This is a genomic window from Enterococcus sp. DIV1089c (assembly GCF_050530965.1).
GTDB classification, from domain to species: Bacteria; Bacillota; Bacilli; order Lactobacillales; family Enterococcaceae; genus Enterococcus_B; species Enterococcus_B hirae.
Genome location: NZ_CP172888.1, coordinates 1,523,064 through 1,548,627, shown reverse-complemented (window position 1 = coordinate 1,548,627; position 25,564 = coordinate 1,523,064). Strand labels below are relative to the sequence as shown.

Below are 25,564 nucleotides of genomic sequence, written 5' to 3'. Positions count from 1 at the left end.
TCTCCTCGTTTTACGTCATAATGTAAAAAAGGAGATTGGCAAGATGGATAAAGAATTATTGATTATTGAATTGATGTCAGCAAAAGCAAAGATGTTGTCTATCATCAATCAACGAACGAAAAAAATGACATGGAAAATTGGGATGTGTTTTATCGCTAACTTGTTGTTCTTTGTCGGATGGGGAAACATCTACCATCATTTAAAGCAGAATCATCCACATTCATTTAAAATGGAGCGAATCACTAGTTTGTACCATTTTTCAAGTTATGTTGACTTTGCGATAGGACTATTCTTGTTTTTACTCGTTGCTGTGCTATGGTTCAAAAAGAGGAACATCTCTCGGCATTATGATCAATGGCTGGAAAAACAAGTGGCGAATATGTTACATATTTCAGTTGGCTCTCAGGACGAAAATTATCTCTACTTGAGTGATCATAACAAAAAGGAGTTTACACTTGCGAAAAAGAGGCGTTATTTTCTGCTGCAAACGATGGAGGGTGTCTCACTTTTTCTAGGAGAACAACTTACTTGGTATGGCAGTAATCGATACTATGTTTTTATGCAAGTAAATGAACCGATAGACCGAAAAAACAAAAAAAGAATTGAGCCTTTTTACTCTCATTTAGCAATTGGAGTTGGAACACTCTTGTTGATTGGCGGGGGTGTTTATCAATTCATTAATGCAGGACCAGTAGCAACGAATGTACACTCTATGATGCAAAGCGAAGAAAAAGTAAGAAAAATGCCAACTTCGACTAATCAGGACGGTTTATTGAAACCTGTTCAAACATCCGTCAATTTGACCACTGAGCAAACGAATGACGTAAAAATAGACCCAGAAACACAAGCCTTGTATTTGACGACGAATCAAGGAAAAGACTGGCGTTTCGTTCCAATTGCTGTGGACTGGTTGCGTTTTGGTGACTATACTTTGACTTCGGGTACTGTTGCAAAAGGGGAATGGATGGACAAAACATTTGATGTTTCTCCTACTTTTTCTTGGTTTATCTATTCACCTGATCAAAAAAACGTTTACCTATTATCATCAGCTGATAATGGGAAGACGTGGCAAAAAAGTCAGATTACAGATCAAGGCGGACAGGTTCGTTATCGTAAAGCAAACTTTTTCACAAACGATCAAGGCGTCATGGTATTTTCATCCTCTACAGGAATGTCTGCGGAAAGTCTAAAAATTTATACGACCAACGATAAAGGGCAAAGCTGGCAAAAAAGCGGCAGTACCATCGTAAATCAACCGATTCAAAATGTTAGTTTTGTGACGAAGACATTGGGTTTCCTCTCTACAAGAGAAAACATCTATTATACGAATGATGGGGGACTAACATTCAAAGAATCCTTGGTAGCTATCCCGGGTGAGTATCAATTGGGAGGGATCGATTTGTTCCAGTCACCAAATGAAGTGGTACAAGTAAGTGCCAATAAATTGGAAACCAAGTTTTACCTCCTAAAAAATGGATCGATCGATGCAGGGAAAATGTTTGCTTGTCTTTTTTATTCGACTGATGGTGGAGAAACATGGCAATTCGAACAACAATTATCGCAAGTAGAGAATCGCTAAAAAGGTTTAGATGAATTTCAACACCAAAAAGAAAATGGCGTAAGGAGAGACATTGACAATTTATGTAAGTGAAAGTTCTCTATGTAACGATTGAATTTGTGAATAAGAGAGATTGAAAGAATAGACCCATAAAAAAGAGCCTTGGAAAAAAGTCCAGGCTCTTTTTTATGGGTTTTAAAATAGGTAAAAAGTGTTCAAAATTACTTAGGTCAAAGCGTACTTTTCACAACCTCTTGATATAAACGGTGTTCAAAGTGCTGACCCTCGGTAATAAGTCTAAAAATCTCAAAACATGAGGAGCTGTTTCGAGATTTTCTTCCTTATTACTCGGGTCAAGACGCACTTTTCACAACCTCTTGATATAAACGGTGTTCAAAGTGCTGACCCTCGGTGATAAGTCTAAAAATCTCAAAACATGAGGAGCTGTTTCGAGATTTTCTTCCTTATTACTCGGGTCAAGGCGCACTTTTCACAACCTCTTTTATGTGATTTGAAATTGGCTATTATATAAACTAGCATAAAGTGTTGGTTTGCTTAATAGTGACTGATGAGTTCCTTGTTCAATAATATTTCCATTTTCCATCACTAAAATCAAGTCGGCATTTTCAATCGTAGATAACCGATGGGCGATGATAAAGCTGGTTCGGTTTTCTGTGACAGCATTCATTGCTTTTTGGATCATTGCTTCGGTGCGGGTATCCACGCTGGAGGTTGCTTCATCTAAAATAACTACGGAAGGATTCGCCAGCAATACCCGAGCAATGGTCAATAGCTGTTGTTGTCCTTGTGACAACGAACCATTTTCACTTGAAATAATCGTATCATATCCTTCAGGTAACGTACGGATGAAATGATCACATTGGGCAATTTTGGCAGCCGCAATGATTTCGTCTCTGGAAGCTTGCTGTTTCCCATAAGCAATATTATCTGCCACTGTGCCTTCAAAGAGCCACGTATTTTGCAAAACCATCCCAAAGTGTTTACGTAACTCACTACGAGAGAATTTCGTGATATCGATTCCGTCGAATTCGATTCTTCCATGGTTTAGCTCGTAAAATCGCATGAGTAAATTGACTAATGTCGTTTTTCCTGCCCCAGTTAGTCCCACGATTGCAATTGTTTGTTTTGGTTTAGCCGAAAAGTTGACATTTTCCATCAAGATCTTATCTGGACTATAACCAAATCGAACATCTTTGAACCTGATTGAACCAGCAGGCTGGTCAAGTGATGCTGTATTTTCGTGATCAGAACGCTCATTTGGTTCATCCATAATCTCAAAGATACGATCAATCGCCGCCATAGCAGATTGTAACGAATTGATGACATAAGAAGCGGTCGAGATCGGCTCAGAGATTTGATTGATGTACTGCAGATAAGCTTGTAACAATCCTAGTGTGAGTCCACCAGATATTACTAAGATCCCACCTAAGACAGCACTTAAAATGAACGCTGATTGATTGATCAAGCGAATCGCTGGATAGATGGCAAAGTTCATGAATTGCGCTTTTTTAAATGCTTGGTACTGTGAATGATTTGCTTGACGGATCGACTCGATCGCTTGATCTTGTTGATTGAATGTTTTGATGACCAAGTTACCTGCAAGATATTCTTCCACTTTATTATTTAATGAACCTAGTTCTGTTTGATTGTCATCAGAAATCTTTTTGTTTTTATTCGCAAAGAGTTGAGTGACCCAGGAACTACCAACGATCAATAAAAGAATCAGTAATGTCAATTTGCTGTCAATATAAAACAGCATCAAAATTGAAAATAAAATCGTTACGATGGAAGTGAAAAATTGATTGATCCCTGTTAGCAAGACTTGTGCTAGTTGATTCAAACCAGTCGTTGTTCGGCTGATGATATCTCCTACCTGATGCTGATCAAAGAAGGCCATTGGTAATGTTTTGAATTTCTTGGTCATTTCTTTTCTAACATTAAGTGTGATTTTTTCACTCAATGAAGCCATTGCGTATTCTTGAATGAAAGAAGTAATACTACTTAAAAAAGAAAAAACGAGTAATAAAACAACAGGGAACAAAAGGGAATCCTTGACATCATGAAATGTCATTTCAGCAATCCCGATCGTACGGATTCGACTTAAAAGCTGATCGATACCAACGCCCATGATCATCGGCATTGCAACGACCATCAGGTTACCGATTAAACTACATAATAGTAAGCCATAAAATGTTTTGTGATCAGATTGGATCATTTTCCAAAAGCAGATCAAACTATGTTTATTCATTTTTACATCAGTTGTTTTCATATATTTTCTTCTTTCAAAATCCCTTGTGATTTAGCAAATTCCTGATAAGAAAGACAAGTAGCAAGGAGTGTTTCGTGAGTTCCTTGTCCCACGATTCGGCCATTGTCTAAAACGATGATGTGATCAGCGTTCATGATTGTACTCAATCTTTGAGCCACAATGATTAATGTCTTATCAGCCATTTCTTCATGGAGGGCTGTTCTTAGTTTTGCATCCGTCTTGTAGTCCAAAGCAGAAAAGCTATCGTCGAAAACATAGATATCTGCTGGTTTGATGAGCGCTCGTGCAATACACATCCGTTGTTTTTGTCCGCCAGAATAATTATCTCCGCCTTGTGCAACAAAACTAGCTAATTTTTTGGGCAATTTATCCAAAACTTCCTCTAATTGTGAAATACGTATAGCTGAGGTCAATTCTTCTTCTGTTGCATGCTCATTGCCCATTTGCAGGTTTGATAAAATTGTTCCACTAAACAGAAACGCTTTTTGCGGAACATAGCTGATTTTTGAGCGAATCATTTCTTGTGTTAATTGTTGAAGTGGTTTCCCCCCTAATGTAATCTGTCCACTGGTCACATCATTCAAACGAAGAAGCAATTTGGCAATTGTACTTTTACCAGAACCAGTTCCGCCAACGATGGCAGTTGTTTTGCCTTTAGGTACCTTAAAATGGATATCTTCCAATACAGGTTTCGAATCTTTGGTATAACTGAAAGAAACGTGTTCAAAAGATAACACATGCTCATCATCCATATTCAGCGAAGCTGTTGATGGATTTTCCGGATCAATGATCTCAATAGGTTGATTCAACACTTCTTCGATCCGCCGAAGAGAGGACATCGATTTTGGAACGACGACTAACACCTTAGCTGCAGTCATTAGATAAGCCAACGTGAGCATCGAATATTCGACGATGGCAGTAACAGTCCCGATCTGTAGTGTACCTTCACTGACCAACGAACCACCAAACCAAAGAATGGCGCTGTATACGATCCCCATTAATAAAAATGCAATCGGAGTGACCCAAGCAAATACGCGATTGACTCGGATCATCTGTGTGGCATACTTCTCAAATGTTTGATTGGTGGGCTTCTCCTCATAGTCTTGATTGTTGAAGGCTCGAATCATATTCACACCTGTAAAAAATTCCCTTAAAGTCACTGTGATACGATCCATTTTTGGTTGAATACTGAGAGATAGAAGGGTTCCTTTTTTCATTAAAATGTAAATAACGACAGCATAAATAAACACAGAAATCAATGTAATCAACGTCAATGTCATGGAATATTGAAGCATCATGACAATTGTAAACACCGCAATGATTGGTGCAGGTAAGATCATTTGACAAAAGAGTACAATCATTTGTTGGATATTATCTACATCATTAGTCATTCGAGTCAGGAGTGAGGCACTTCCAAATTCATCTGCATCTTTCATCGATAATTGTTGGAACTTATCAAAATAGGTTTCCCTTGTTTGGTAGCCAAATTTTGCAGACACTAGTGCAGAAAAATAGCTAGAAGCAATCGCTGAAAAAGTACCTAGCAAGGCTACGAATACCATTTGTAGACCAATGGTATAAATTTTACTGTTTTGACCAGTAACTATCCCTTCGTCAATTAATGTTGCCACTAATTTAGGAACACCAAGTGTACCAATGATTTGTAAACAGACGAATAAAAAAGTCATGCCTACGATTTTTTTATTCTTCCATAGGAATTGTTTAAGTAATGTCATTTTGTTTCCTCCTTTTACTAGACAATAATGAATTTTACACCTTAAAGTTACTTGAAGGTCAATAGAAGAAGCGGTAAAATTAACAAGAGGTGAGCGGAAATGCCAAAACTTTACACAATCGGAGAAGTCTCGGAACTACTAAATGTACCAAAGTCAACGATTCGTTTTTGGGATGAGCAAGGGTTAATCCATTCTCTACGCCATGAAGAAAACGGGTATCGGATGTTTAATATTGATGATATTTTTCAGATCTATGACATCAATTTCTATCGAAAATTAGATGTTCCAATCAAACAGATGAAAAATTTATATGGAAAAACGATCGAAGAACATTATGCAACGATTGCAGAAACAGAGCAGCGGATCAAGCAAGAAAAAATAAGTCTGCAAAAAAAACATGAAGAAATCTTGGCTCGAAAAGAACAATTAAAACTTATGATTGACAATCGAGGCATTACCAAAGAAACAATTCCTTTTGCGGCAATCGTCATAGTGGATTCCGACGACATTTTAGATTCGAAAGCCTATCTTGAAAACTATGCCAGCTTCGGTGGGTATTTTGATTTTTCGCTGAGCGATGAAATGATTTATGGCTTCTGTACAGACCAAACATCAGCCACAATTCCACTGTCTAAAATTGTTTGGTACAATCAGCCTGGTAAAACTTATCATCGATTTTTATTACAAGTGGAAGTCAATCATACCGAAAAGAACAATATCGAAGAAGTAAGATTAACATTAGCTCAACGAGGGTATCAAACAGGAAATGTGATTGGACAGTATCTGCTAACGAAGCAAACGGAAGAAGGAGTCTATCATGAATATTATTTAGGATGGATCGAAAGCCAAAAAGTAGAAGCTGATTTAACAAATGAGGATAAGCAAAAGTAGACGAAGAAGGAGCGGGAAAGGATAGTTATCTCGCTCTTCTTCGTCTCTTTGGTTAGGATTTATCAGGATTAAAACTTTCTCTAATGATTAGTCGTGTAGGATAAGTGACAATGATCGGTTCATCTCTCAAACCATCGATTCGCTCCACCGCTAATCGAACAGCAGACTGACCAATGGCTTTTGCATTGATCGCTACACTTGTTAAACTAGGAGATAAATCAGCAATCGCCTCGATGTTATCGAAGCTAACTAGAACAATCTCTTCTCCAATTTTTCGATTGTCTTTTTGTAATGCTCGATAAACACCTAATGCTAAAGGATCGCTACCGATCAAAATGGCCGTCGGTAAATCATGTTTTTGTTTTTCGAGAAGTTTGGTCGCTAACTGCTCTCCGGATTCCTCTGTCCATTCTCCTAAATAATAATTGATCTGTTTGGTCAAATGATGATCTTGCATGAAATGGCGGTAGGCTCTGAGCCTTTTTTCATTCTCAGTTGTTGATTTCCGACCAGCTTCGTTAATATCGATTTGATAACCACCAATATAAGCGATGTTGGTGTGCCCATTGTCTAAAAAAAGTTCTAAAACAGATTTAGTCATTCGTTCGAGATCCCCATAGACCATATCCACTTCTTGTTGGATATCTGGATTATCAACTACAACTAATTGTCGGTTCTGTTTCAATAAATCGGCGATTGCACCTTTATCGATCGTACCGACTACGATTATAGCACCTAATTGATCCAAATCTTTCCACTCGGTCGGGTTATCCGACATATTATAAATTCGATTCATGCCGATATGGAGTCGGCTGGCTTCTTCTTCTAGACCTGCTCGTAATTCTCGATAATAAATATCTTTTTCTTCGCTGGCTTTACTGATTGCTGAAATGACACCGATGGAAGGACGGCGTTTTTTAATATATTTTCGCTTGTTGATATCATAATTTAATGTGGCAGCTGCAGTGAAAATCCGTTGACGAGTAGCAGCAGAGACACTGATCGTTTTGTCTTCATTCAAAACTCTTGAGACCGTAGCAGGTGAAACATTGGCTTTTCTTGCGACATCTCTAATTCCAACCATAAAATGGCACCCCTTACAAAAAAATAAAAATTTTTATTGACATATTTGTTTAGTAAACAGTATACAGGAAATGTAACAAAAGTAAACGGTTACTATTTATTTGAGAGGTGAAACAATGGAACAAGTGATGAAGAATCAAAGAGTAGCTTTAATCACATTTGACGAACAGGAAAAAGTATTTCATCTATCCAATTCAGAAATTTCCTATATTCTTCAAATTGAAGAAAGTGAAGTTCTGGCTCATGTTTATTTTGGTAAAAGAACGACCCATTATCATAATCATAAAAAATATCCTCGCAGAGATCGTGGCTTTTCTGGGAACGTCCCCTTAAATGAAGATCGAACGTATTCAAAAGATACATTACCACAAGAGTATTCAGGGCACGGAGGGATGGATTATCGATTACCTGCCTTGATGATTCGTCGAGAAAATGGATCAAATCTGCTTGATCTACGTTATGAAAGTTTTCAGATCCAAGAAGGAAAGCCAAATTTATCTGGATTACCGCAAGCGTATATCAAGAATGATACAGAGGCAGAAACGTTGATCGTGACGTTGAAAGATCGTGAAGAAAAGATTTACGTGGATCTTTCCTATACGATTTATCGAGAAAGAGCAGTGATTACACGTTCGCTGAAGGTAAGAAATGAAACCAATGATCCAGTGATGATTGAAAAAGCAGCCTCTTTTCAACTTGATTTTACGAATTCAGGCCGGTTTGATGAAGTGATTGCCTTACCAGGAGCGCATGTCAAAGAAAGGCAGATTTCTAGACAAAGCATAACAGATGGCATCAAATCATTTGAAAGCCGTCGTGGTTCAAGCAGTCATCAGATGAATTCATTCATTGCCTTGACAAATCATGCAACAACTGAATTCACAGGGGAAGCGATTGGGATCCATCTTGTTTATTCGGGAAATCATTCCTTTGAGATTGAAAAAGATGCCATTCAACAATTTAGAGTGATCGGTGGGATCAATCCCTATAATTTTTCTTGGGAGTTACAACCATATGAAAGCTTCCAAACACCGGAAATACTCTTAACTTATTCTGATCAAGGGTTGAATGGGATGAGTCAAGTGACCCATCATTTATTACGGGAACGAGTAGCAAGAGGGCGATTCCAATACCAAGAACGTCCGATCCTAGTCAACAATTGGGAAGCGACTTATTTTGACTTTACGAGCAAAAAGATCGAAGCGATCGTTGATGAAGCAAACGAATTAGCGATAGAGATGTTTGTTTTAGATGACGGCTGGTTTGGGAAAAGAGATTCGGACCAATCTTCTCTAGGAGACTGGTTTGAATATCAAGGGAAATTGAAAAATGGCTTAAAAGGGATCGCTGACTATGTTCACCAAAAAGGACTAAAGTTTGGCTTGTGGGTTGAGCCTGAAATGGTTTCCAGCGACTCTCAATTAAATCGGGATCATCCCGAATTTATGATGAAAGAACCAGGTCGTCAACCATCAGCTTCTAGATCTCAACACGTCCTTGATTTTACCCGAAAAGAAGTCCGGCAGACGATTGAAACACAGTTACGGCATTTGTTAGACAGTGTGGAGATCGACTATATCAAATGGGATATGAATCGATCGCTATCTGATGTCTATTCGGTGTCATTGGGCAAACAAAACCAAGGGGAAGTTTTGCATCGTTATCTATTAGGATTATATGAGATGATGGAAAACTTAACAAACGACTATCCTCATATCCTTTGGGAAGGATGTTCTGGTGGTGGTGGACGGTTCGATGCAGGGCTGCTTTATTATATGCCACAGTCTTGGACTAGTGACAATACAGATGCGGTTGAACGTATCAATATCCAATATGGGACAAGCTTAGCTTATCCTATTTCAGCTATGACTGCCCATGTATCAGCTGTTCCTAATCATCAAACGGGTCGAGTCACCAGTTTAAAAACACGTGGAGATGTGGCCATGGGCGGGGTGTTTGGATATGAACTCGATCTAACAAAATTATCTAGTGAGGAAAAGCAGGAAGTAGCCGCACAGGTAGAAATTTATAAAAAAATCAGACAGACAGTCCAATATGGTGATTTCTATCGTTTACAAAATCCCTTTGAGCAAAATATTGCTTCCTGGGAATTTGTTTCAAAAAACCAACAGGAAGTCCTCTTATTTATAAATCGTCGGTTGGCAAATGCACAGCCCGAATTTCATGAGGTACGCCTTGTTGGACTAAGCGAAGAAAAACTATACCAGAACCAGATAGATGGCAAAGTATATTCAGGATCGGAATTAATGACAATAGGTCTTTATTTCCCGGATTTTTATGGCGATTTTCAAACAGAATTGATTCATTTTATGAGTATAGACGAAGGAGAATAGAAAAATGAACGCATTGATTGAATGGTTAGATGATCCGCAAGTGTATCGAGTAAATCAAAGGAAAGCCCATAGTGATCATGTTATTTATGGTGCTAAAGAAGAAGTGGAAACAGGAAATACCAGAATCCAATCGCTGAATGGGAAGTGGCAATTTTGCTATTCCCGCAATGTTTTAGAACGTCCAGTGAATTTTTTTGAAAAGGAATTTGATAACAGTGGCTTCGATCAGATTGATGTTCCTAGGCATATCGAACTAGCAGGATACGACAAGATCCACTACATCAATACGATGTATCCATGGGAAGGGCATGAGTTTAGACGTCCGGCTTATACAACCGCTGGTAAGGAAGAAGCCGAGGGGATGTTTTCTCAAGCCGAGTATAACCCAGTTGGCTCATATGTGACGAACTTTACTTTAAATGAAGAAATGAAAGAAAAGGCGATCACCATTCGATTTGAAGGTGTCGAACAGGCAATGTATGTCTGGTTAAATGGGCACTTTGTCGGCTATGCAGAAGATTCTTTCACGCCTTCTGAATTTGATTTAACTCCTTATCTGGAAGAAGAGAATCGTTTAGCGGTAGAAGTCCATAAAAGAAGTAGTGCCGCTTTTCTCGAAGACCAAGATTTTTTCCGTTTCTTTGGGATTTTTAGAGATGTTTCATTGATCGCCAGAGGGAAAAATCATATAGAGGATATGTGGATCAAACCTCAAGTTGATCCCTCTTTTCAAAGCGGTTGGGTAGATATCGACTTGACTATTGAAAATCTTACTTCAAACGGAAAGCTACGTGTCCGACTCCTCAATTGCAAAGGAGAAGAGATCCATCAAGAAGAAGTGAGAATCGAAGAACAAATCTCGTTGCATATTCCAGTAGATAAAATTACTTTATGGGATCATTTTCAACCCAATTTATACACCGCCGAATTTGAAACGTTTGATGATACTGGGGTGACGGAGTATAGTTACTATCCATTTGGTTTTAGAAAGATCGAGATCAAAGAGCGGATCATTTATTTGAATGACCGACGTTTGATCATCAACGGTGTCAATCGACATGAATGGCATCCTGAAAAAGGAAGAGCTATCGATTTGATGGATATGAAGAAAGATCTAGAAATCATTAAACATGCGAATATCAATGGGGTTAGAACCTCACATTATCCAAATCAAATCCCTTGGTATTATCTTTGTGATCAGGCGGGGATTCACTTGATGGCAGAGACCAATCTGGAATCTCATGGTTCTTGGCAAAAGATGGGCGCGTTTGAGCCGTCTTACAATGTACCGGGTAACGTTCCTCAATGGCGGGAGATCGTTCTTGACAGAGCACAGACAAATTTTGAGACATTCAAGAACCATACGAGTATTTTATTCTGGTCTTTAGGAAATGAATCTTACGCAGAAGAGAATATTCGTTTGATGAATGATTACTTTAAAGAAAAAGATCCCGATCGCCTTGTTCACTATGAAGGAAATTTCCCTAATCCTGCATTCGAAGATTCGATTTCTGATGTCAAGAGTTGCATGTATGCTACGCCAACAGATATCTGTGATTACCTTGAAAATGATGGGAAAAAGCCTTTCATTTTATGTGAATACATGCATGACATGGGGAATTCGTTGGGAGGATTGAATTCTTACATGGAATTATTAGATCGATACCCAATGTATCAAGGTGGCTATATTTGGGACTTTAAAGATCAAGCGATTCAAGTGATCGATCCATTGACGAAACAAAAAGTAATGAGATACGGTGGGGACTTTGATGATCGTCCAAGTGATTATGAATTTTCAGGTAACGGGATCGTCTTTTCTGATGGTCAAGAAAAACCGGCATTACAGGAGGTAAGGTATTATTATGGAAAATACAGCGATTAAAATGAAGATTATTTATGGAGATTGTACATTTGCTTTAAAAGGTGAAGGATTTCATTATATCTTTTCCTATACAAGAGGTGGGTTGGAATCCTTAAATAAAAATGGGAAAGAATGGTTGTATCGAGAAACGCTGCCGACGTTTTGGCGGGCTTTGACGGATAATGATCGAGGGAATGGGTTTGGCTATCGTTCGTCCATGTGGCTAGGGGCTGGGATGTACCCGAAAGTAAAAAATGTTCAAGTTTCCATTGATCAAAAACCAATCGAACAGCCAATTGCTCCGATCAATAATCGCTATTCCAATCATGAATATGCGCAATCAGCAGCGATCAAATTCACGTTAGAAATCAATACGGTGCCCAAAACAGAAGTCATAGTCAACTATGAAGTACAATTTAATGGGGAAATGAAAATTTCTGTCTTTTATCATGGACAGCAAGGGCTGCCTGAATTACCTTTATTAGGTTTTCGCTTTATTATGCCAACCAAAGCGAAATATTTTGAATATGAAGGACTATCAGGAGAAACGTATCCAGATCGAATGGCAGGAGGAATCGAGGGTACTTATAAAGTAACTGGTTTACCAGTGACTCCCTATCTCGTGCCACAAGATTGTGGTGTCCATATGAAGACGAAATGGCTAGAAATCACTAGAGATTCTACGATGAATAATGCGGATCAAGGAAAGGAGGAATTTTCATTACGCTTTGAACAAGTGAACGGCGATTTTGCATTTTCAGCTCTCCCTTATAAAGCCGAAGAATTAGAAAATGCTACGCATCTTGAAGAGTTACCACCAGCTAGAAGAACCGTCTTAGTGATTCAAGGGAAGGTACGTGGTGTAGGAGGAATCAACAGCTGGGGAGCAGATGTTGAAGAAGCGTATCATATTTCAGCGGAAGAAGACCATGAATTTAGTTTTATCGTGAAGTAAAGGTCGTGAAAGAAGCGGTCAGCTCCGAGCAAATAAGAGGCAATTTTTTAAAACACCTTTTCATGTTAAAAAAATTTAGACTTATTTCAAGGAGCTGATGCTTGAATGCTGTCTATCTAGAGGAAGGATTGATAGCTAAGTATCGGTAAAGAACAATAGCTTTTCATATTATTAGCAGACACGAAAAATATAAAACCATAGACAAATAGACGTTGCTTTTCTAAAATCATCTATCTTAGAAGGGCAGCGTCTATTGCTTATAAGTATCAACTAACTGAATTGTTTATTTTTGAATTAACTGATTAATGGCAATGTGATTTTTACCGTTGTACCAACACCCATAATCGATTGGATCTGCAATCCATACTCTGTGCCGTAAAGAAATTTGATTCGCTCGTTCACATTCTTGACGCCGATTCCAGAAAAATAGTCCTTGTTTTTTTTCTTTTGATTTGTATCAAATCCATCACCGTTATCTACGATTTCAAAGATCAATTGTGTTTCATGAATTTTTCCGAATAAAGTAATAAACCCACTTTTTTTTGTTTGAAAAGCATGTAAAAAAGCATTCTCGATAATTGGCTGGATCATCATATTGGGCACTTTAAAAGGGTATAGTTCATCGGGGACCATGATCCGAGTGGCGATATCATCACCATATCTCAATGAAAGAATATGGATATAGCTTTGCACACTTTTTAATTCTTCTTCGACAGTGATTGTTTCTGCTTTTTTCCCAATGGTACTTCTCAACAAATCAATAAAATGATCGATTCCATGAATTGCTTTTTGATTTTCTTTTTGCCAGATCAAAAATTTTAGACTAGTTAACGTATTGTAGATAAAGTGAGGCTGGATTTGGGCTTGCATCGTTTGAATCTCTAATTGGCGTTTTTTCTTTTCGTTTTCAATTGAAGTAAAATAGTTCTCATCGATCGTTGTTAATAGTTGATTGATTGTAGTGCCTAAAGTCTTTGTTTCGTAGGTCCCTTGAACGTCTACTTGGGTATTATTAGGAATTTTTTTGATATGTTTTAAGGACTGAATCAAGGCATAAATCGACTTCGTCTGACGGTTCATATAGCGAAAGACAATAGCACCAACTACCATTAAAGTCATCAAATTAAAAAGGACGATCGGAACAATCAGTCCCATTTGATTGACTAGTGAACGAATATTTACTTTACTAATCAAAGCTAAGTTTTGTCGATATAATGGAACACGTGTTAAACGATTATAATCAACTGTTTTTGTTTCATTGGTATTTAAATCATTTAACAAGTTGGTTTTGGCACCAATCATGCCAGTTTCATTGGAGGTAATGATTTGATTTGCTTCATTGATGAGATAGATTTTGGAGACCTCCGAATGGATCGTTTCATTGAATAAATTCGCTAGCTCATCTGCAGTTATCGCAATGACAGCATACCCATAAATATGATTCAACGAGGAAGTCAATTTCTTAATGAATAGGATGCTGCTTTTTGTTTGGTCACGAGTAGTCAAACCAAAGTCGACAAAGAACATTTGGGTCGATGCTTTATGTGCCTTTGCTTTTTGTACGACATCAGATCTCATGAATGCCGCAGCATCCATACTGGCAAGCATCTCGTTTCCAACGAAGGTATGTCCACTTTCACCATAGATCATCAGATCGTAATTGATGGAAGGAGAGATCGAAGTAAAGCTTCGGTTCATTTGTTGGATTGTTTTTACATTTGCGTAGTTATCTAACGAAGAGTGCGGATCGTTAGAGAAATAATTTTCGACTGCAGGGTTGTTAGCGACCATCGTTAAGGTATTTTCGATATTATCATTCAATCGTTCAAAATCACGTTGTATTTTGCCAAGCGTTAGTTCATTCGATTTATCAAATAGATGGATATAAGCGTTTTTGGATCGATCATAAATGAAGAAGGACAGAATAATCGCTTGAGTAAGAAGCGCAATGACTAGGACAACCAGTAGTTTTGTAACTAGTTCATACTCTTTGAATTTTTTCTTCATGTTTCAAACTTCCTTTTCGATATTGAGAAGGATTTAGCCCAGTTTCTTCCTTGAATACTCTTGAGAAATAACCAAGTTCAGCAAATCCTACTTGGTAAGAGATTTGTGAAAGTGGCTCGGTTGTCTCAAGCAAAAGCCGTTTAGCATGTTGTATCCGGACTTTTTTTAGATATTTAGTGAAGCTAATCCCATATTTCTCGGTAAACATGGTAGATAAATAACTATAGGAAAAATGAAATTTTTCGGAGATGATTTGCAAGGAAATATCTTGATGATAATTTTCTTGAACATAATCATAGATCGCTGTCAGAATTTCTGAGTTTTCATTCTTTTCCGGCGTGCTCCAACGCATCAATTGAGTGATGATTTTAGTAAACGTAATGGAAAAATCTTCGATGGTGGCGACGTTCGTTATAAGTGTTGGTAACGTAATTTTTAATGTCGTCAATTCTTTCGTCGTTTGACCATCTTCTAAAGCATTGATGAGTGCGTAGAGACGATTGATTGTTTCGTGTTTTAAAAATAAAGGGTCAATTTTTAAAGCGATCAGAGTCTCAATCGCTGATTTCATTTCTCTGATAGCGGATACATAATCTTTGTTGACAATCTTTGTTAAGTAGCTTTTCGTGCTCTGATCAAAGTGTGGAATCAAAGGGACTAATTATTCTTCCGATACAACACCAGCACTTTTCTGATAAAAACGTTGTCCTTTGCCTAATTTTTTTAATCTTTGAAAACAATCGAACAGCTCACTTAGCTCTAAACAAGAGGAAATAATCAATAATGCATCAGATTTTTGCGCATATTCACGCAAAGAAGTCTGAATTTGTTCGAAACAATCCATGGAAGAAGCATTTAGTAAGCAACCATATTCATAGTCGAGAGTGGTAAAAGGCTGACAATCAATCCAGGGTTCAGCTCGTTCTTCGTTACTTTTTAGAGAAGCTAGTGGAGCTAAATCATCCATTTCGCTATAGACGATGTAAAATAACGGGAAATGAAAAGGATCGTTAGATATCGTTGTTTTTTGTCCAGAGAAATATTGTGTTAAAGCACTATCTAGAGAGAATTTAGAGTCTAGATTTTTTTGGCCTTTTTTAACCAAATGGTTCAAAGCAGAAAGCAGGTTTTCTGGATTCAATTTTGGTTTAAGTAAATAATCGGATACGCCTTCTTTAAAAGAGTCTTTCACTAGTTGAAACTCATCATGGCTTGATAACACTAATATTTGAATATCAGGCTTGCTTTTTTTTAAGAGGCGAGCAAGTTCAATCCCATCCAGTTCAGGCATGATAAGATCAGTAATGACAATATCAATATCATTAGAATGAATAGAGAAAAAATCAAGCGCTTCCAATGAGTTTGAAAAAGCGCCTTTAATTTGGAATCCGTGGTTTGACCAATCAACCAAATTGACTATGCCATGTAAGATTGTTTTTTCATCGTCGATCAATAATAAATTAATCAAGCTTGTTCCACCTTTTAAACAGTTTCTCTTTTTAAAATACGGTTTAATTGGCAGAAAAGCAAGATGAATTACTCAAAATAAAAAAATTTGAAATCTAAATTTGTGATTTTTTCTTATTTTGGGATATTTTTTGGAACTCTTTTAGAAATCAAGAAAACGATTACATTTTTTGGTATGATTCACATGTAAAGAATAAAAATGAAAAAGGAGGGTTGGATATGAAATTCAAAAAATTAGTAGCAAGTGCGACGCTTTTAGCTTCAGCAGCAGTTTTGTTTGCGGGATGTGGGAGTTCCTCAAATTCAGCAACGAAAGATGAAAATAAAATCAGTGTTTGGGCATGGGATGAAACGTTTAATATCAAAGCAGTCAATGAAGCAAAAAAAGTCTATGACAATAAAGATGTCGAAGTGGATGTCGTTACGATGTCACAAGATGATATCGTACAAAAGTTAAATACAGCATTAGCCAGTGGAAATACGGATGGATTACCGAATATCGTGTTGATTGAGGATTATCGTATTCAAGGTTATTTGAATTCTTATCCGGACGCATTTTCTGAGTTAACCGATATCGTAGATGAATCCAATTTTGCTTCGTATAAATTTGCGGTTAATAAGATCGATGATCAAATTTATGGCGTTCCATTTGATTCAGGTGTTACGGCTAATTTTTATCGAACAGATTTGTTAGAAGAAGCCGGTTACAGTCAAGCAGATATGCAGAATTTAAGTTGGGATGACTATTTACAAGTTGCTCGAGATGTTAAAGCAAAAACGGGTAAAAAAATTACTGAAGTGAATCCCTCAGATCTTGGACGTGTCCGTATGATCATGCAAGAAGCTGGTGAATGGTACACTTCGGAAGATGGAAAGACGGTTACGATCAAAGATAACCAATCATTGAAATATGGATTAAATCTATTTGCTACACTACTTAAAGAAGATCTAGTGGAACAAACTTCAGATTGGAATGCAGGTGTCACGGCTATTCAATCAGGGGCTGTTGCATCCAGTCCAATTGGTGCTTGGTATTCCTCAACGATCCAAGGTGCTGAAGATCAATCAGGGAAATGGGCAATTGCACCGACACCTTCATTACCTGCCAATATGCAAAAAGCACAAGCTTCTAATTTAGGCGGAGCTGGGTGGTATGTGATCAAAGGTGTTTCAGGCGAAGAAAATGCGAAAGACTTCTTGAAGAAGACCTTTGCGACTAACGAAGACTTGATGGGAACCTTAGCGAAAGAAATCGGGTTAGTTTCTACCATGTTAAGTGCAAAAGATCAACCTGCTTATCAAGAGTCTTCTGAATTCTATAGTAGTCAAAAGGTGTTTGAAGACTTTTCTAAATGGACAGCGGAAATTCCACAAGTTAATTATGGACAAGAAACCTATGCAATCGAAGCAGTTGTAGCAGAGTCATTACACCGAATCATCAATGGAGAAGATACTGATAAAGTCTTGGCAGATACGCAAAAACAAGTAGAAGCACAGTTAGCCAATTAAGCAGAGTGAAATGAATTGATTTAGAGGATCAAATTTGTGTTGGCTGGTGATTTTTGAACGGTCATCAGTCACACAAATTTGCTATCTATTAAAAATAGTTTCAATCAATACCGTAGAATTTTCGTGAGGACGCTGTCATTTACTCAGACAATTAGTTAAGAGGGAGGATTTGTGAGACGATGCTTAAATGACAGATAAAACGAAGATGAACGTAACGAAAGTGAGCAAAGCAGATGAAACAAAAAGATTTTTTCAAGAACGGAAATGCGTTTCTTGTTTTACCAGTTCTGATGATCTCGATCATGGTATTTATCCCAATGATTTTAGCGCTGATCACTTCATTTCAAAGTGGTCCCCCAGTTAATATGAGTTTTAATGGTTTGGGGAATTATCAACGCATGTTGAATGATGCGACCTTCAAAAAGGCTTTTTTTAACACCTTTTTATATTTATTGGTACAAGTACCGATTATGTTGTTTTTAGCTTTATTTGTCTCTAATTTATTAAATGATAAAAAGCTTAAAATGAAAGGATTCTTCCGGACAGCGATTTTTTTACCTTGTATCACATCCATGGTTAGCTATTCGCTTATTATGAAAAGCTTGTTTTCTCAATCGGGATTAGTGAATAATTTTTTGATGACGATCGGCTTGATCGATATGCCAATTGGCTGGCTGACTCATCCAGTTTGGGCGAAAGTATTAATCATCATTTCGATTACATGGCGTTGGACAGGTTATAACATGATTTTCTTTTTATCAGGAATGCAAAATATTGATCCAGCAATTTATGAAGCAGCAGAAATCGATGGCGCATCTAAGTGGCAACAATTGATCAAAGTCACGATTCCTAACTTAAAACCAATTATTTTGTTTACGTCAATCACATCAACGATCGGTACGTTGCAACTCTTTGATGAAGTACAAAATATTACGGGTGGTGGACCAGCAAATGCAACAACTACGCTATCTCAGTATATTTACAATTTAAGTTATAAATTTACACCGAATTTTGGTTATGCTGCGGCGGTTTCATTTGTGATCGTAGTCTTTATTGTACTGTTATCAATCATTCAAACGAAAGTCGGAGGTGAAAAAGCGTGATAGATCAAGCAGAAAACAAAGTACTTCTTAAAGAGAATGAAAAAAAAGCGACTAAAACATTCGATTGGTTAGCTGTTTTTAAATATGCCTCTTTGAGCGTGATTTCATTTATTTCGATTTTTCCTTTTGTTTGGATGATCTTAGGAATGACGAATACACCTATCGATATTACTGCCGGAAAATTAAAGATCGGTAGCCATTTAGTTGTCAACTTCCAGAATCTTTTTTCAAATGACTTAAACTTTGCACGCTCATTGTGGAATTCAGCTTTGATCGCTATTGTAACAACGGTCTTAGCTTTGTTGATTTCATCTATGGCTGGTTATGGGTTTGAGATCTATAAAAGTCGAAAAAAAGAACGATTATTTACGATTTTGCTTTTATCGATGATGGTTCCTTTTGCTGCGTTGATGATTCCTTTGTACCGCATGTTTTCTAATTTAAACGGAACGATCTTAGGGATTAATAGCTTCTTAGTCGTCATTTTGCCTTCAGTAAGTACAGCTTTTTTGATCTTCTTCTTTCGACAAAATGTTAAAGCGTTTCCTAAAGATTTAGTAGAAGCTGCACGTTTAGATGGATTAAAAGAATTAAGTATATTTTTCCGTGTCTACCTACCCACTGCTAAAAATACGTATGCAGCTGCTGCAATCATTACTTTTATGAGTAGCTGGAATAACTATCTTTGGCCTTTAGTTGCATTACAATCACCAGATAAGCGTACGGTCCCATTAGTTTTATCTGCCATGGGAGCCTCTTATACACCAGATTACGGAATGATTATGGCCGGGCTTGTGATTGCAACATTGCCAACAGCTATCGTGTTCTTTGTTTTACAAAAACAATTTGTTCAAGGAATGATCGGTTCTGTCAAGTAAACGCGACTCGATGATAAAATTAGTTTGGTATAAACTTTAAATGTATAGGAAAAGCTGTCCCACTAAGGGAGAGCTTTTTTTCTTTTTTAAATAACATTTTGTATCAAAAATATATTTATGGTTAATTATTTAAATAACTGTAATTATTATAGGTTGTAAGGATAAAAAATTATAAATATTATATTGTTGCTATTTATTTAGTTGTTATTTATAATTGAATTGTACAAAAGATAACGTTTTCGTAATGAATGGATAATTATTTTTTTGTTCATAAAATAATTTTAAGGAGTGAGGTAAATGAAAAAATATGCGGTTAGTCTGTTGTTGTTTGTGTTTGGTATCTTTGTACTTTCAGCCAATGTTGGGGCGCAAGAAGTCACGTCAAAAGAGATTTTTAGTATTCCGGAGCCGACGTGGATCTTCAACTCAGGGATGAGTAAAGGGAAAAACCATGATCGTCAGGATCTAGGTTTTATCTTAAGCGAAAATACCGAATTGAGAATGAGACAGACAAATGCTCATTTCAAGAATAAGTTAAAATTGCGACTACTAGGAAACGATAAAAAGAATGAAAAAAGTATCGAAGTTGGATCAAATTGGGTAAGTATACGTGCAGATGAGCCCTTGGTTCCATTTATTGATACACCGTACGGAGAAGGATCAGCACAGATCGAATACGAAGTGGTGACTTCCAAAGAAATGAAAGCGTTACCTGTTTATGAATATCATGGGAATGAGACCATGTTTTTTTCAATGTGGGATACGGAGGATGCAGAGTATGCGCTAATTCAAGGAGTAGATTTCCAATTACTCGTACCCAAATTGGACAAAGAACTAGTGAGAAACTTAAAAGATTTTCCATCAATTGATGCGTTGATTGAGTATCATCACGGTATTTTTGCTTTATTTAACGGTATCGCTGGTTTTGATGGTTCCGCACCAGAAAATCAGAACGGCGCGAATCGTTACTTTTTAAAGGCAGATGATTCTGGCGCAGGTGCTGCTTATTATGGGGGTGATTGGACAGCTAATAGTGAACCTACGACAGATATGTGGTTGAAAGAACTAAGTTGGGCAACATTACATGAAATTGCTCACGGTTATCAAGCTGGTTTTGATGGGCAAGATATGTATACTGGCGAAGTGTCAAATAATTTATTTGGGGTCCAATATCAGTATGAAAAATATGGAAAAAAAGCAGATGACATCGGTTGGTTGTTTAATTTAGGTAAAAAAGAAGAAGTCGAAAACAAGCTATATGATAAGTTGATCCGTGATGGAGACACTTACCATGATGTCGATGTGCGTGAACAACTGATTTTATTAACGATGCTCAAACAAAAAGCTGGAAATGACTCCTTCACTAAGATATATCAGGAATACCGTAAAATGGCTAATCAGAGTGATTTCAAAGATTGGGAATATACATTACCCAATTTAATGAATCGTATCTACAGTGAAAATAGTAAGCAGGATTTTTCTGCTGCCTTAAAAAAACGTGGGTTGTATCTTGATGAATTTCAAGCAGAAAAAAATCGTGTGGCAGGTTATCCAGCTGTGGCTTCATTGGCAGATATTGTCTCTGAAAATGAGTTGGTGCGTGCACGTCAATTGATTGACTCAAACTATTTGATCAATTCTAATTTTGAATTGGTTACTAACGAGGAAATCGCCTCTTTAGGGTTGGCTGGTGATTTGACCATTGAAATTCTTCCTAGCGATTTGAGTAACTTTGAAGGGCTCAAAGTTGAATTAAAAGATGGAGCAACTATTATAGCGAGTCAACCAGTACAACAAAAAATGACATTCAAAAATATTCCTAACGGGGTCTATCATTTAGAATTTTCTGGTGAACAAATGAAGTATTATTTATCAAGCGAAAATTATGTTTATGTAAAGGAAACCCAAAACCATGCTTCTCTTTCATTTATCAAAGCTGAAATAAGCAAGTTAGCCGATGAAGATTTTATCTTTTATGGTTTTAGTGATCAATGGTCGGGTTCATTAAGAACGAATTTGAATTCAAGAGAAGCAACACTTACCTTAAATATGCCAAAACCTCATTATTTATTTAAAGATGAACTTTATGTAAAAGTGACCATCAAATCTCAGGATGGCAAAATTAGGTATGAAAAATCGATTAATGGAGACGTACCAGAACGATTCACCGATGACCATTTGTTGCTTGAGATAGGAGATAGCATAGAAATCTACCATGCAGAAGCAAGAAATCGTTTGAAAGGTCCAGAAAATCTTATTGATCGTGGACAAAATACTAACCACTGGCTAGTTACGGAACATGGGTTAAAACACCTTGGATTAAACAATAATCCAGAAAAAGATCTTATGAAAAAAATTGAAAAATTAGGGAATTCATTAGTAAAAGCTGAGGGTATTAAACCGATGGCGTGGGAAAGATCAATGGCTAAAAAACAATTATGGACAGCCATACAATCTCTATCTCCAAAAGATACAGAACATTATATGTCCCAATATTATGTTTTGTTTAAATAGCTTATGATGAGCAGGCAAGATGAGCAGTCAAAATTATCGAATTGATCGTCTTTAGCAAAAAACTTAGCACCTTAGAGGTTGAGACGAAAGTGTTAATTATCAAGCACCAAAAAAAATTCCGGAACTTGCCAAGAAACACAAACGCTAGTTTTTTCTGTCGATTGTTATCTACTTGGTGCTTCTCCAATTTTTGATTAATTTCGGCTTATCTTTCGAAAATGCTGCTTTTATCTCGTCGTGAACAAGAGCTCTTTAAACACCGTTTATTCATTTTTAGATATAATAGAAGATACTGGGACAAAAAAGTTGTCTCAGTCTCTTCTTTTGTTTTATCACAAGCGTTTGGTTTTAGTGATGTAATAAAAATAAGACCAGTATAAAATATTAGCTAAATGGCTATGCTAGTATAAATGACTTGAATGATCCTAAGATTTACTCAAGAATTTTTTAAAAGAGCTTCTTTTATATAACAAACACTTCTTTTTTGATATAAAAATGGTTACGCTTTCATTGGAATAGAAATATCAAATAAAGGAGTGAGTAGAATGAAAAATAAATGTTGCATGATTACTTTGGCTTCTATTTTATTGTTAGGATGTGCTACACCAAGTATCGTTTACGGAAAGGAACAAGAGGGACTATTGGCAAGAACAAGCCTTGCATCTGTTTCTCAATCCCTCAACAAAGGAAACGAGGGGCAAGTAAAAACAACAACACTTGGACTATCTGACGATGAGCAAGCGATCATTCAAGCAATCGGTAAAGGCAAGAATTTCAAGGGAAAACTTTATTTAAATTATATCCGAGATAAAATAACTGAAGTTTTCAAAGAGTATAATGGAGATATTTTTAAACTTCTAAGTGAATTCTCTTCGTTGATATCAGACCAAATTTCAGAAGTGAATGTAAAAGAACGCTTTGATGTTAGTCCAGAAGTAATCAAACGTTTGATTACAATCAGTGCGATGTATGACATTGCTTTTGCAAAAGACAGTTGTTTTATGAGCTTGCTTGGTGCAGCGAATGATGGAACGGCACCTGCTGAGCCTACAGGTTTTTATCCTAATACCACTCAATTAGAAGGAACGACCGTAAATAAGCAAGATGGAAAATTAATGACGTTGAAATCTTATTATGTGGATCAAAAATCAGATGTAACGGTGATGATTCATGGTGGTTTTCGAGGAAATTGGAATTTAGGGACAGTAACGGATGAGTATAATATCTTTTACAATGCGGGCTATAATTTATTATTTGTAGACCCTCGTGCCACTGGAAACAGTGGGGGCGATTATGTCACTTATGGACAATATGAGTCAGATGATGTGCTCTATTGGATCAATCGAGAAGTAGGAACTAAGCCGACTCAAAAGATTTTACTTTATGGTGGCTCAATGGGGGCTGCAACTATGATGTCAACATTAGCTAAGGATATCCCAGCAAACGTAAAAGGAATCATCGAGAATTGCGGATTTAAATCAATTGATGAACAACTTAGATACACCTACAAAAATACCGTAGCGCCTTTATTAGGTTCTATATTTGGGGAAGAATTTGACATTGTAGCAGACGAAGAACATGAAGATCTATATATGGGATTGTTGAAAGAGTATTACTTTGACCAAGAATTAAAAATGAATGTGAATGAAAATCTACCTGAAATTGGTATGGCCACAACGATCCCCAAATTGATCATTCACGGAGATGCTGATCAAGTAGTTCCTCATGAAAATGCGGATGAACTCTATGATCTTTCCGGGGGCTATAAAGTCAAGTTGATTGTAGCAGGAGCTGGACATGGGGAAGCCCAATCAGTTGATCCCGTAGCGTATCAAACATATGTCACTAATTTTCTAAATTATCTTTTTGGAAGTCAAAGACATTAAGAAAAAATGATTGATCTTTCTGAGGAATGGGACGAAGTTTGACACGATCGAGAGAGTAGCGCCACGCATAATTAGGTTGATGAAATAAGCCGAAGAATCTAAAATCATTTCCTTGATTTTAGTGTTCTTCGGCTTGTTTTTACTACATTTACTCAAACCAAAAGCAGTTAAAAATACATACATGAAAGTATTGAACCTATCTGATCACGATCAAGATAAATGGAGAACGACTTAGTAGTTAAGGCATTTTCAGACTAATGAATGGGCATAGTGGATACTTTTGTATTCTTTTGGGGTACAGCCGGCGACCTTTTTGAACACTTGAATAAAATGACTTTGACTAGAATAAGCAAGCAAGTGACTGATTTCATCGTAAGAATGATCTGTAAACAATAACAAATGTTTTACTTCGGTTATCTTTTTTTCTTGAATGTATTCGTGAATGGTAATCCCCATTTCTTTTTTGAAGTGGCTGCAAATATGTGCTTTATGTTTTTCAGTGATGGCAGCTAACTCGTCGACGGTGATGCGTTCGTATAAATGATTATCAATGTGGTTGACAATCGTTTTTACTAACATGGATTTTTGAGCTAAAGGAAAATTATGAAGAAGTTCCATAAAACGGAAAGTTGCTTCTTTCATATATTGCAGACATTCTTTGACTGAGTGGATATAAATCAGTCCCTGAATCAAAGAGTCGGACAGACCGAAGGCTTGATTGATCGGTACGCCTTCTTCAATACTCATTCTGGTAACGATGGCTACGAACGAGGCAAATTTAAGTTTCAACCCTTCCAATTCAAAGGGGGATAAAGAGACTTTATAGGTTTCTTTCATTTTATTGAAGACCCAAATGACTTTTTCAGGTTCGTTTCGTTTGATGTAATCTAGATAGCGTAATTCAAAATGATACGAATCGAAGGTTTCTTTGTGGATCCGTCGATCATAAAGATTATTTTCCAGGCTGTAATCAGTGGATAGATTTTTTTTATTTTTTTCTTGTTGAAAGTACCAAATAAATTCTTCCTTTTTGGTTGGTCGCTGAGTCAGAATCGTGTGTAATAGTTGGATATATTCTTCAAATGAATACTTGTCTTCTTTGGAATAATGAATATTATAATGGTACTCATGTCCCATAAAAAAACAAGAGGTTTCTTTTGAACCGATAATACCGCAAGGGCCAATGATCATCTGATATTCCTTTTGTTCAGATTTAAAACAAAAATAGCCGTATAAATAGGATGTTGTATGGTAAAGCTGGATCTGCTCTGTTTTTCTAAATGGAAAATAGGTACTGATCGTGATTGGTAAGTCTTCTAAATTTTTTGGATGGATGAGATATCCGTTTTCATCAAATAATAGCATCGGAATCAGATATTTTCGGTACAATAAATCCATAGTTATTTTAATCGTATCGGTAGTCATAATATAAATACTCCTTGTGACGAATTCTTTCTTTTTATTTTACACGA

At 36.9% G+C, this 25,564-nt stretch carries 16 protein-coding genes and 1 pseudogene; 10 read left to right on the top strand and 7 right to left on the bottom strand.

All coding sequences use genetic code 11. From position 1 onward, the window contains the following. Window positions 1-43 precede the first annotated feature (43 nt). Window positions 44-1,579: a WD40/YVTN/BNR-like repeat-containing protein gene (locus IGL30_RS07280; protein WP_123874722.1), complete on the top strand. Its 1,536-nt coding sequence runs from the start codon at window positions 44-46 to the stop codon at window positions 1,577-1,579. A gap of 481 nt (window positions 1,580-2,060) precedes the next feature. Here the strand turns inward: IGL30_RS07280 and IGL30_RS07275 are convergent, their stop codons facing one another. After that, a complete protein-coding gene (locus IGL30_RS07275; RefSeq protein ID WP_123874723.1) occupies window positions 2,061-3,848 on the bottom strand; it encodes an ABC transporter ATP-binding protein in 1,788 nt (595 codons plus the stop codon). After that, entirely contained in the window at window positions 3,845-5,584 is a 1,740-nt protein-coding gene (locus tag IGL30_RS07270) for an ABC transporter ATP-binding protein (RefSeq protein ID WP_123874724.1), read from the bottom strand. The genes IGL30_RS07275 and IGL30_RS07270 overlap by 4 nt, the downstream gene beginning before the upstream one ends. A gap of 99 nt (window positions 5,585-5,683) precedes the next feature. Here IGL30_RS07270 and IGL30_RS07265 point away from each other — a divergent pair, with 99 nt between their 5' ends. Further along, window positions 5,684-6,475 carry a MerR family transcriptional regulator gene (locus tag IGL30_RS07265; RefSeq protein WP_010718996.1) on the top strand — a complete coding sequence of 264 codons (792 nt, stop codon included), beginning with the start codon at window positions 5,684-5,686 and terminating at the stop codon, window positions 6,473-6,475. A gap of 52 nt (window positions 6,476-6,527) precedes the next feature. On the opposite strand, the gene IGL30_RS07260 is transcribed toward IGL30_RS07265, so the two are convergent. Next, entirely contained in the window at window positions 6,528-7,559 is a 1,032-nt protein-coding gene (locus IGL30_RS07260) for a LacI family DNA-binding transcriptional regulator (RefSeq protein WP_053766792.1), read from the bottom strand. Between the two features lie 115 nt (window positions 7,560-7,674). Between IGL30_RS07260 and IGL30_RS07255 the strand changes: the two genes are divergently transcribed. Genes IGL30_RS07255 through IGL30_RS07245 form a run of 3 tightly spaced genes read left to right on the top strand, consistent with a single transcriptional unit; the run spans window position 7,675 to window position 12,728 of the window. Then, window positions 7,675-9,912 carry an alpha-galactosidase gene (locus IGL30_RS07255; RefSeq protein WP_123874726.1) on the top strand — a complete coding sequence of 746 codons (2,238 nt, stop codon included), beginning with the start codon at window positions 7,675-7,677 and terminating at the stop codon, window positions 9,910-9,912. Window positions 9,913-9,916: 4 nt separating this feature from the next. Then, complete coding sequence (locus tag IGL30_RS07250; RefSeq protein ID WP_088744887.1) at window positions 9,917-11,794, top strand: glycoside hydrolase family 2 protein; 1,878 nt, start codon at window positions 9,917-9,919, stop codon at window positions 11,792-11,794. Further along, the gene (locus IGL30_RS07245; RefSeq protein WP_123874728.1) at window positions 11,775-12,728 is read left to right on the top strand and encodes a beta-galactosidase small subunit; all 954 of its coding nucleotides are present in this window, start codon (window positions 11,775-11,777) and stop codon (window positions 12,726-12,728) included. Before IGL30_RS07250 ends, IGL30_RS07245 begins: the two co-directional genes overlap by 20 nt. Before the next feature lie 294 nt (window positions 12,729-13,022). On the opposite strand, the gene IGL30_RS07240 is transcribed toward IGL30_RS07245, so the two are convergent. The 3 genes from IGL30_RS07240 to IGL30_RS07230 form a co-directional block, all read right to left on the bottom strand. Beyond that, window positions 13,023-14,735: a cache domain-containing sensor histidine kinase gene (locus IGL30_RS07240; protein WP_123874729.1), complete on the bottom strand. Its 1,713-nt coding sequence runs from the start codon at window positions 14,733-14,735 to the stop codon at window positions 13,023-13,025. Then, entirely contained in the window at window positions 14,710-15,306 is a 597-nt protein-coding gene (locus IGL30_RS07235) for a helix-turn-helix transcriptional regulator (RefSeq protein WP_010719002.1), read from the bottom strand. Before IGL30_RS07235 ends, IGL30_RS07240 begins: the two co-directional genes overlap by 26 nt. 90 nt (window positions 15,307-15,396) lie before the next feature. Next, window positions 15,397-16,203, bottom strand: a complete 807-nt coding sequence (locus tag IGL30_RS07230) for a response regulator (RefSeq protein ID WP_260221400.1) — start codon at window positions 16,201-16,203, stop codon at window positions 15,397-15,399. A gap of 218 nt (window positions 16,204-16,421) precedes the next feature. On the opposite strand from IGL30_RS07230, the gene IGL30_RS07225 reads away from it, so the two are divergent. The 5 genes and pseudogenes from IGL30_RS07225 to IGL30_RS07205 all read left to right on the top strand — a co-directional run. After that, window positions 16,422-17,711: an ABC transporter substrate-binding protein gene (locus IGL30_RS07225; RefSeq protein WP_123874730.1), complete on the top strand. Its 1,290-nt coding sequence runs from the start codon at window positions 16,422-16,424 to the stop codon at window positions 17,709-17,711. A gap of 233 nt (window positions 17,712-17,944) precedes the next feature. Continuing rightward, entirely contained in the window at window positions 17,945-18,814 is an 870-nt protein-coding gene (locus IGL30_RS07220) for a carbohydrate ABC transporter permease (RefSeq protein ID WP_010719005.1), read from the top strand. Next, window positions 18,811-19,692 carry a carbohydrate ABC transporter permease gene (locus IGL30_RS07215; RefSeq protein ID WP_010719006.1) on the top strand — a complete coding sequence of 294 codons (882 nt, stop codon included), beginning with the start codon at window positions 18,811-18,813 and terminating at the stop codon, window positions 19,690-19,692. The genes IGL30_RS07220 and IGL30_RS07215 overlap by 4 nt, the downstream gene beginning before the upstream one ends. Before the next feature lie 297 nt (window positions 19,693-19,989). Continuing rightward, window positions 19,990-22,206, top strand: a complete 2,217-nt coding sequence (locus IGL30_RS07210) for a putative mucin/carbohydrate-binding domain-containing protein (RefSeq protein WP_123874731.1) — start codon at window positions 19,990-19,992, stop codon at window positions 22,204-22,206. A 647-nt stretch (window positions 22,207-22,853) separates the two neighbouring features. After that, window positions 22,854-24,083: pseudogene (locus IGL30_RS07205) on the top strand (alpha/beta hydrolase); the annotation flags it as partial. A gap of 258 nt (window positions 24,084-24,341) precedes the next feature. Here IGL30_RS07205 and IGL30_RS07200 read toward each other — a convergent pair. Next, a complete protein-coding gene (locus tag IGL30_RS07200) occupies window positions 24,342-25,517 on the bottom strand; it encodes a helix-turn-helix transcriptional regulator (protein ID WP_123874732.1) in 1,176 nt (391 codons plus the stop codon). Window positions 25,518-25,564: the final 47 nt, after the last annotated feature.

Bases quoted from the DNA above. Each gene is read 5' to 3' on its own strand.
- IGL30_RS07280 (WP_123874722.1), top strand. From the start codon at position 44: ATGGATAAAGAATTATTGATTATTGAATTGATGTCAGCAAAAGCAAAG.
- IGL30_RS07275 (WP_123874723.1), bottom strand. From the start codon at position 3,848: ATGAAAACAACTGATGTAAAAATGAATAAACATAGTTTGATCTGCTTT.
- IGL30_RS07270 (WP_123874724.1), bottom strand. From the start codon at position 5,584: ATGACATTACTTAAACAATTCCTATGGAAGAATAAAAAAATCGTAGGC.
- IGL30_RS07265 (WP_010718996.1), top strand. From the start codon at position 5,684: ATGCCAAAACTTTACACAATCGGAGAAGTCTCGGAACTACTAAATGTA.
- IGL30_RS07260 (WP_053766792.1), bottom strand. From the start codon at position 7,559: ATGGTTGGAATTAGAGATGTCGCAAGAAAAGCCAATGTTTCACCTGCT.
- IGL30_RS07255 (WP_123874726.1), top strand. From the start codon at position 7,675: ATGGAACAAGTGATGAAGAATCAAAGAGTAGCTTTAATCACATTTGAC.
- IGL30_RS07250 (WP_088744887.1), top strand. From the start codon at position 9,917: ATGAACGCATTGATTGAATGGTTAGATGATCCGCAAGTGTATCGAGTA.
- IGL30_RS07245 (WP_123874728.1), top strand. From the start codon at position 11,775: ATGGAAAATACAGCGATTAAAATGAAGATTATTTATGGAGATTGTACA.
- IGL30_RS07240 (WP_123874729.1), bottom strand. From the start codon at position 14,735: ATGAAGAAAAAATTCAAAGAGTATGAACTAGTTACAAAACTACTGGTT.
- IGL30_RS07235 (WP_010719002.1), bottom strand. From the start codon at position 15,306: ATGAAATCAGCGATTGAGACTCTGATCGCTTTAAAAATTGACCCTTTA.
- IGL30_RS07225 (WP_123874730.1), top strand. From the start codon at position 16,422: ATGAAATTCAAAAAATTAGTAGCAAGTGCGACGCTTTTAGCTTCAGCA.
- IGL30_RS07220 (WP_010719005.1), top strand. From the start codon at position 17,945: ATGAAACAAAAAGATTTTTTCAAGAACGGAAATGCGTTTCTTGTTTTA.
- IGL30_RS07210 (WP_123874731.1), top strand. From the start codon at position 19,990: ATGAAAAAATATGCGGTTAGTCTGTTGTTGTTTGTGTTTGGTATCTTT.
- IGL30_RS07200 (WP_123874732.1), bottom strand. From the start codon at position 25,517: ATGACTACCGATACGATTAAAATAACTATGGATTTATTGTACCGAAAA.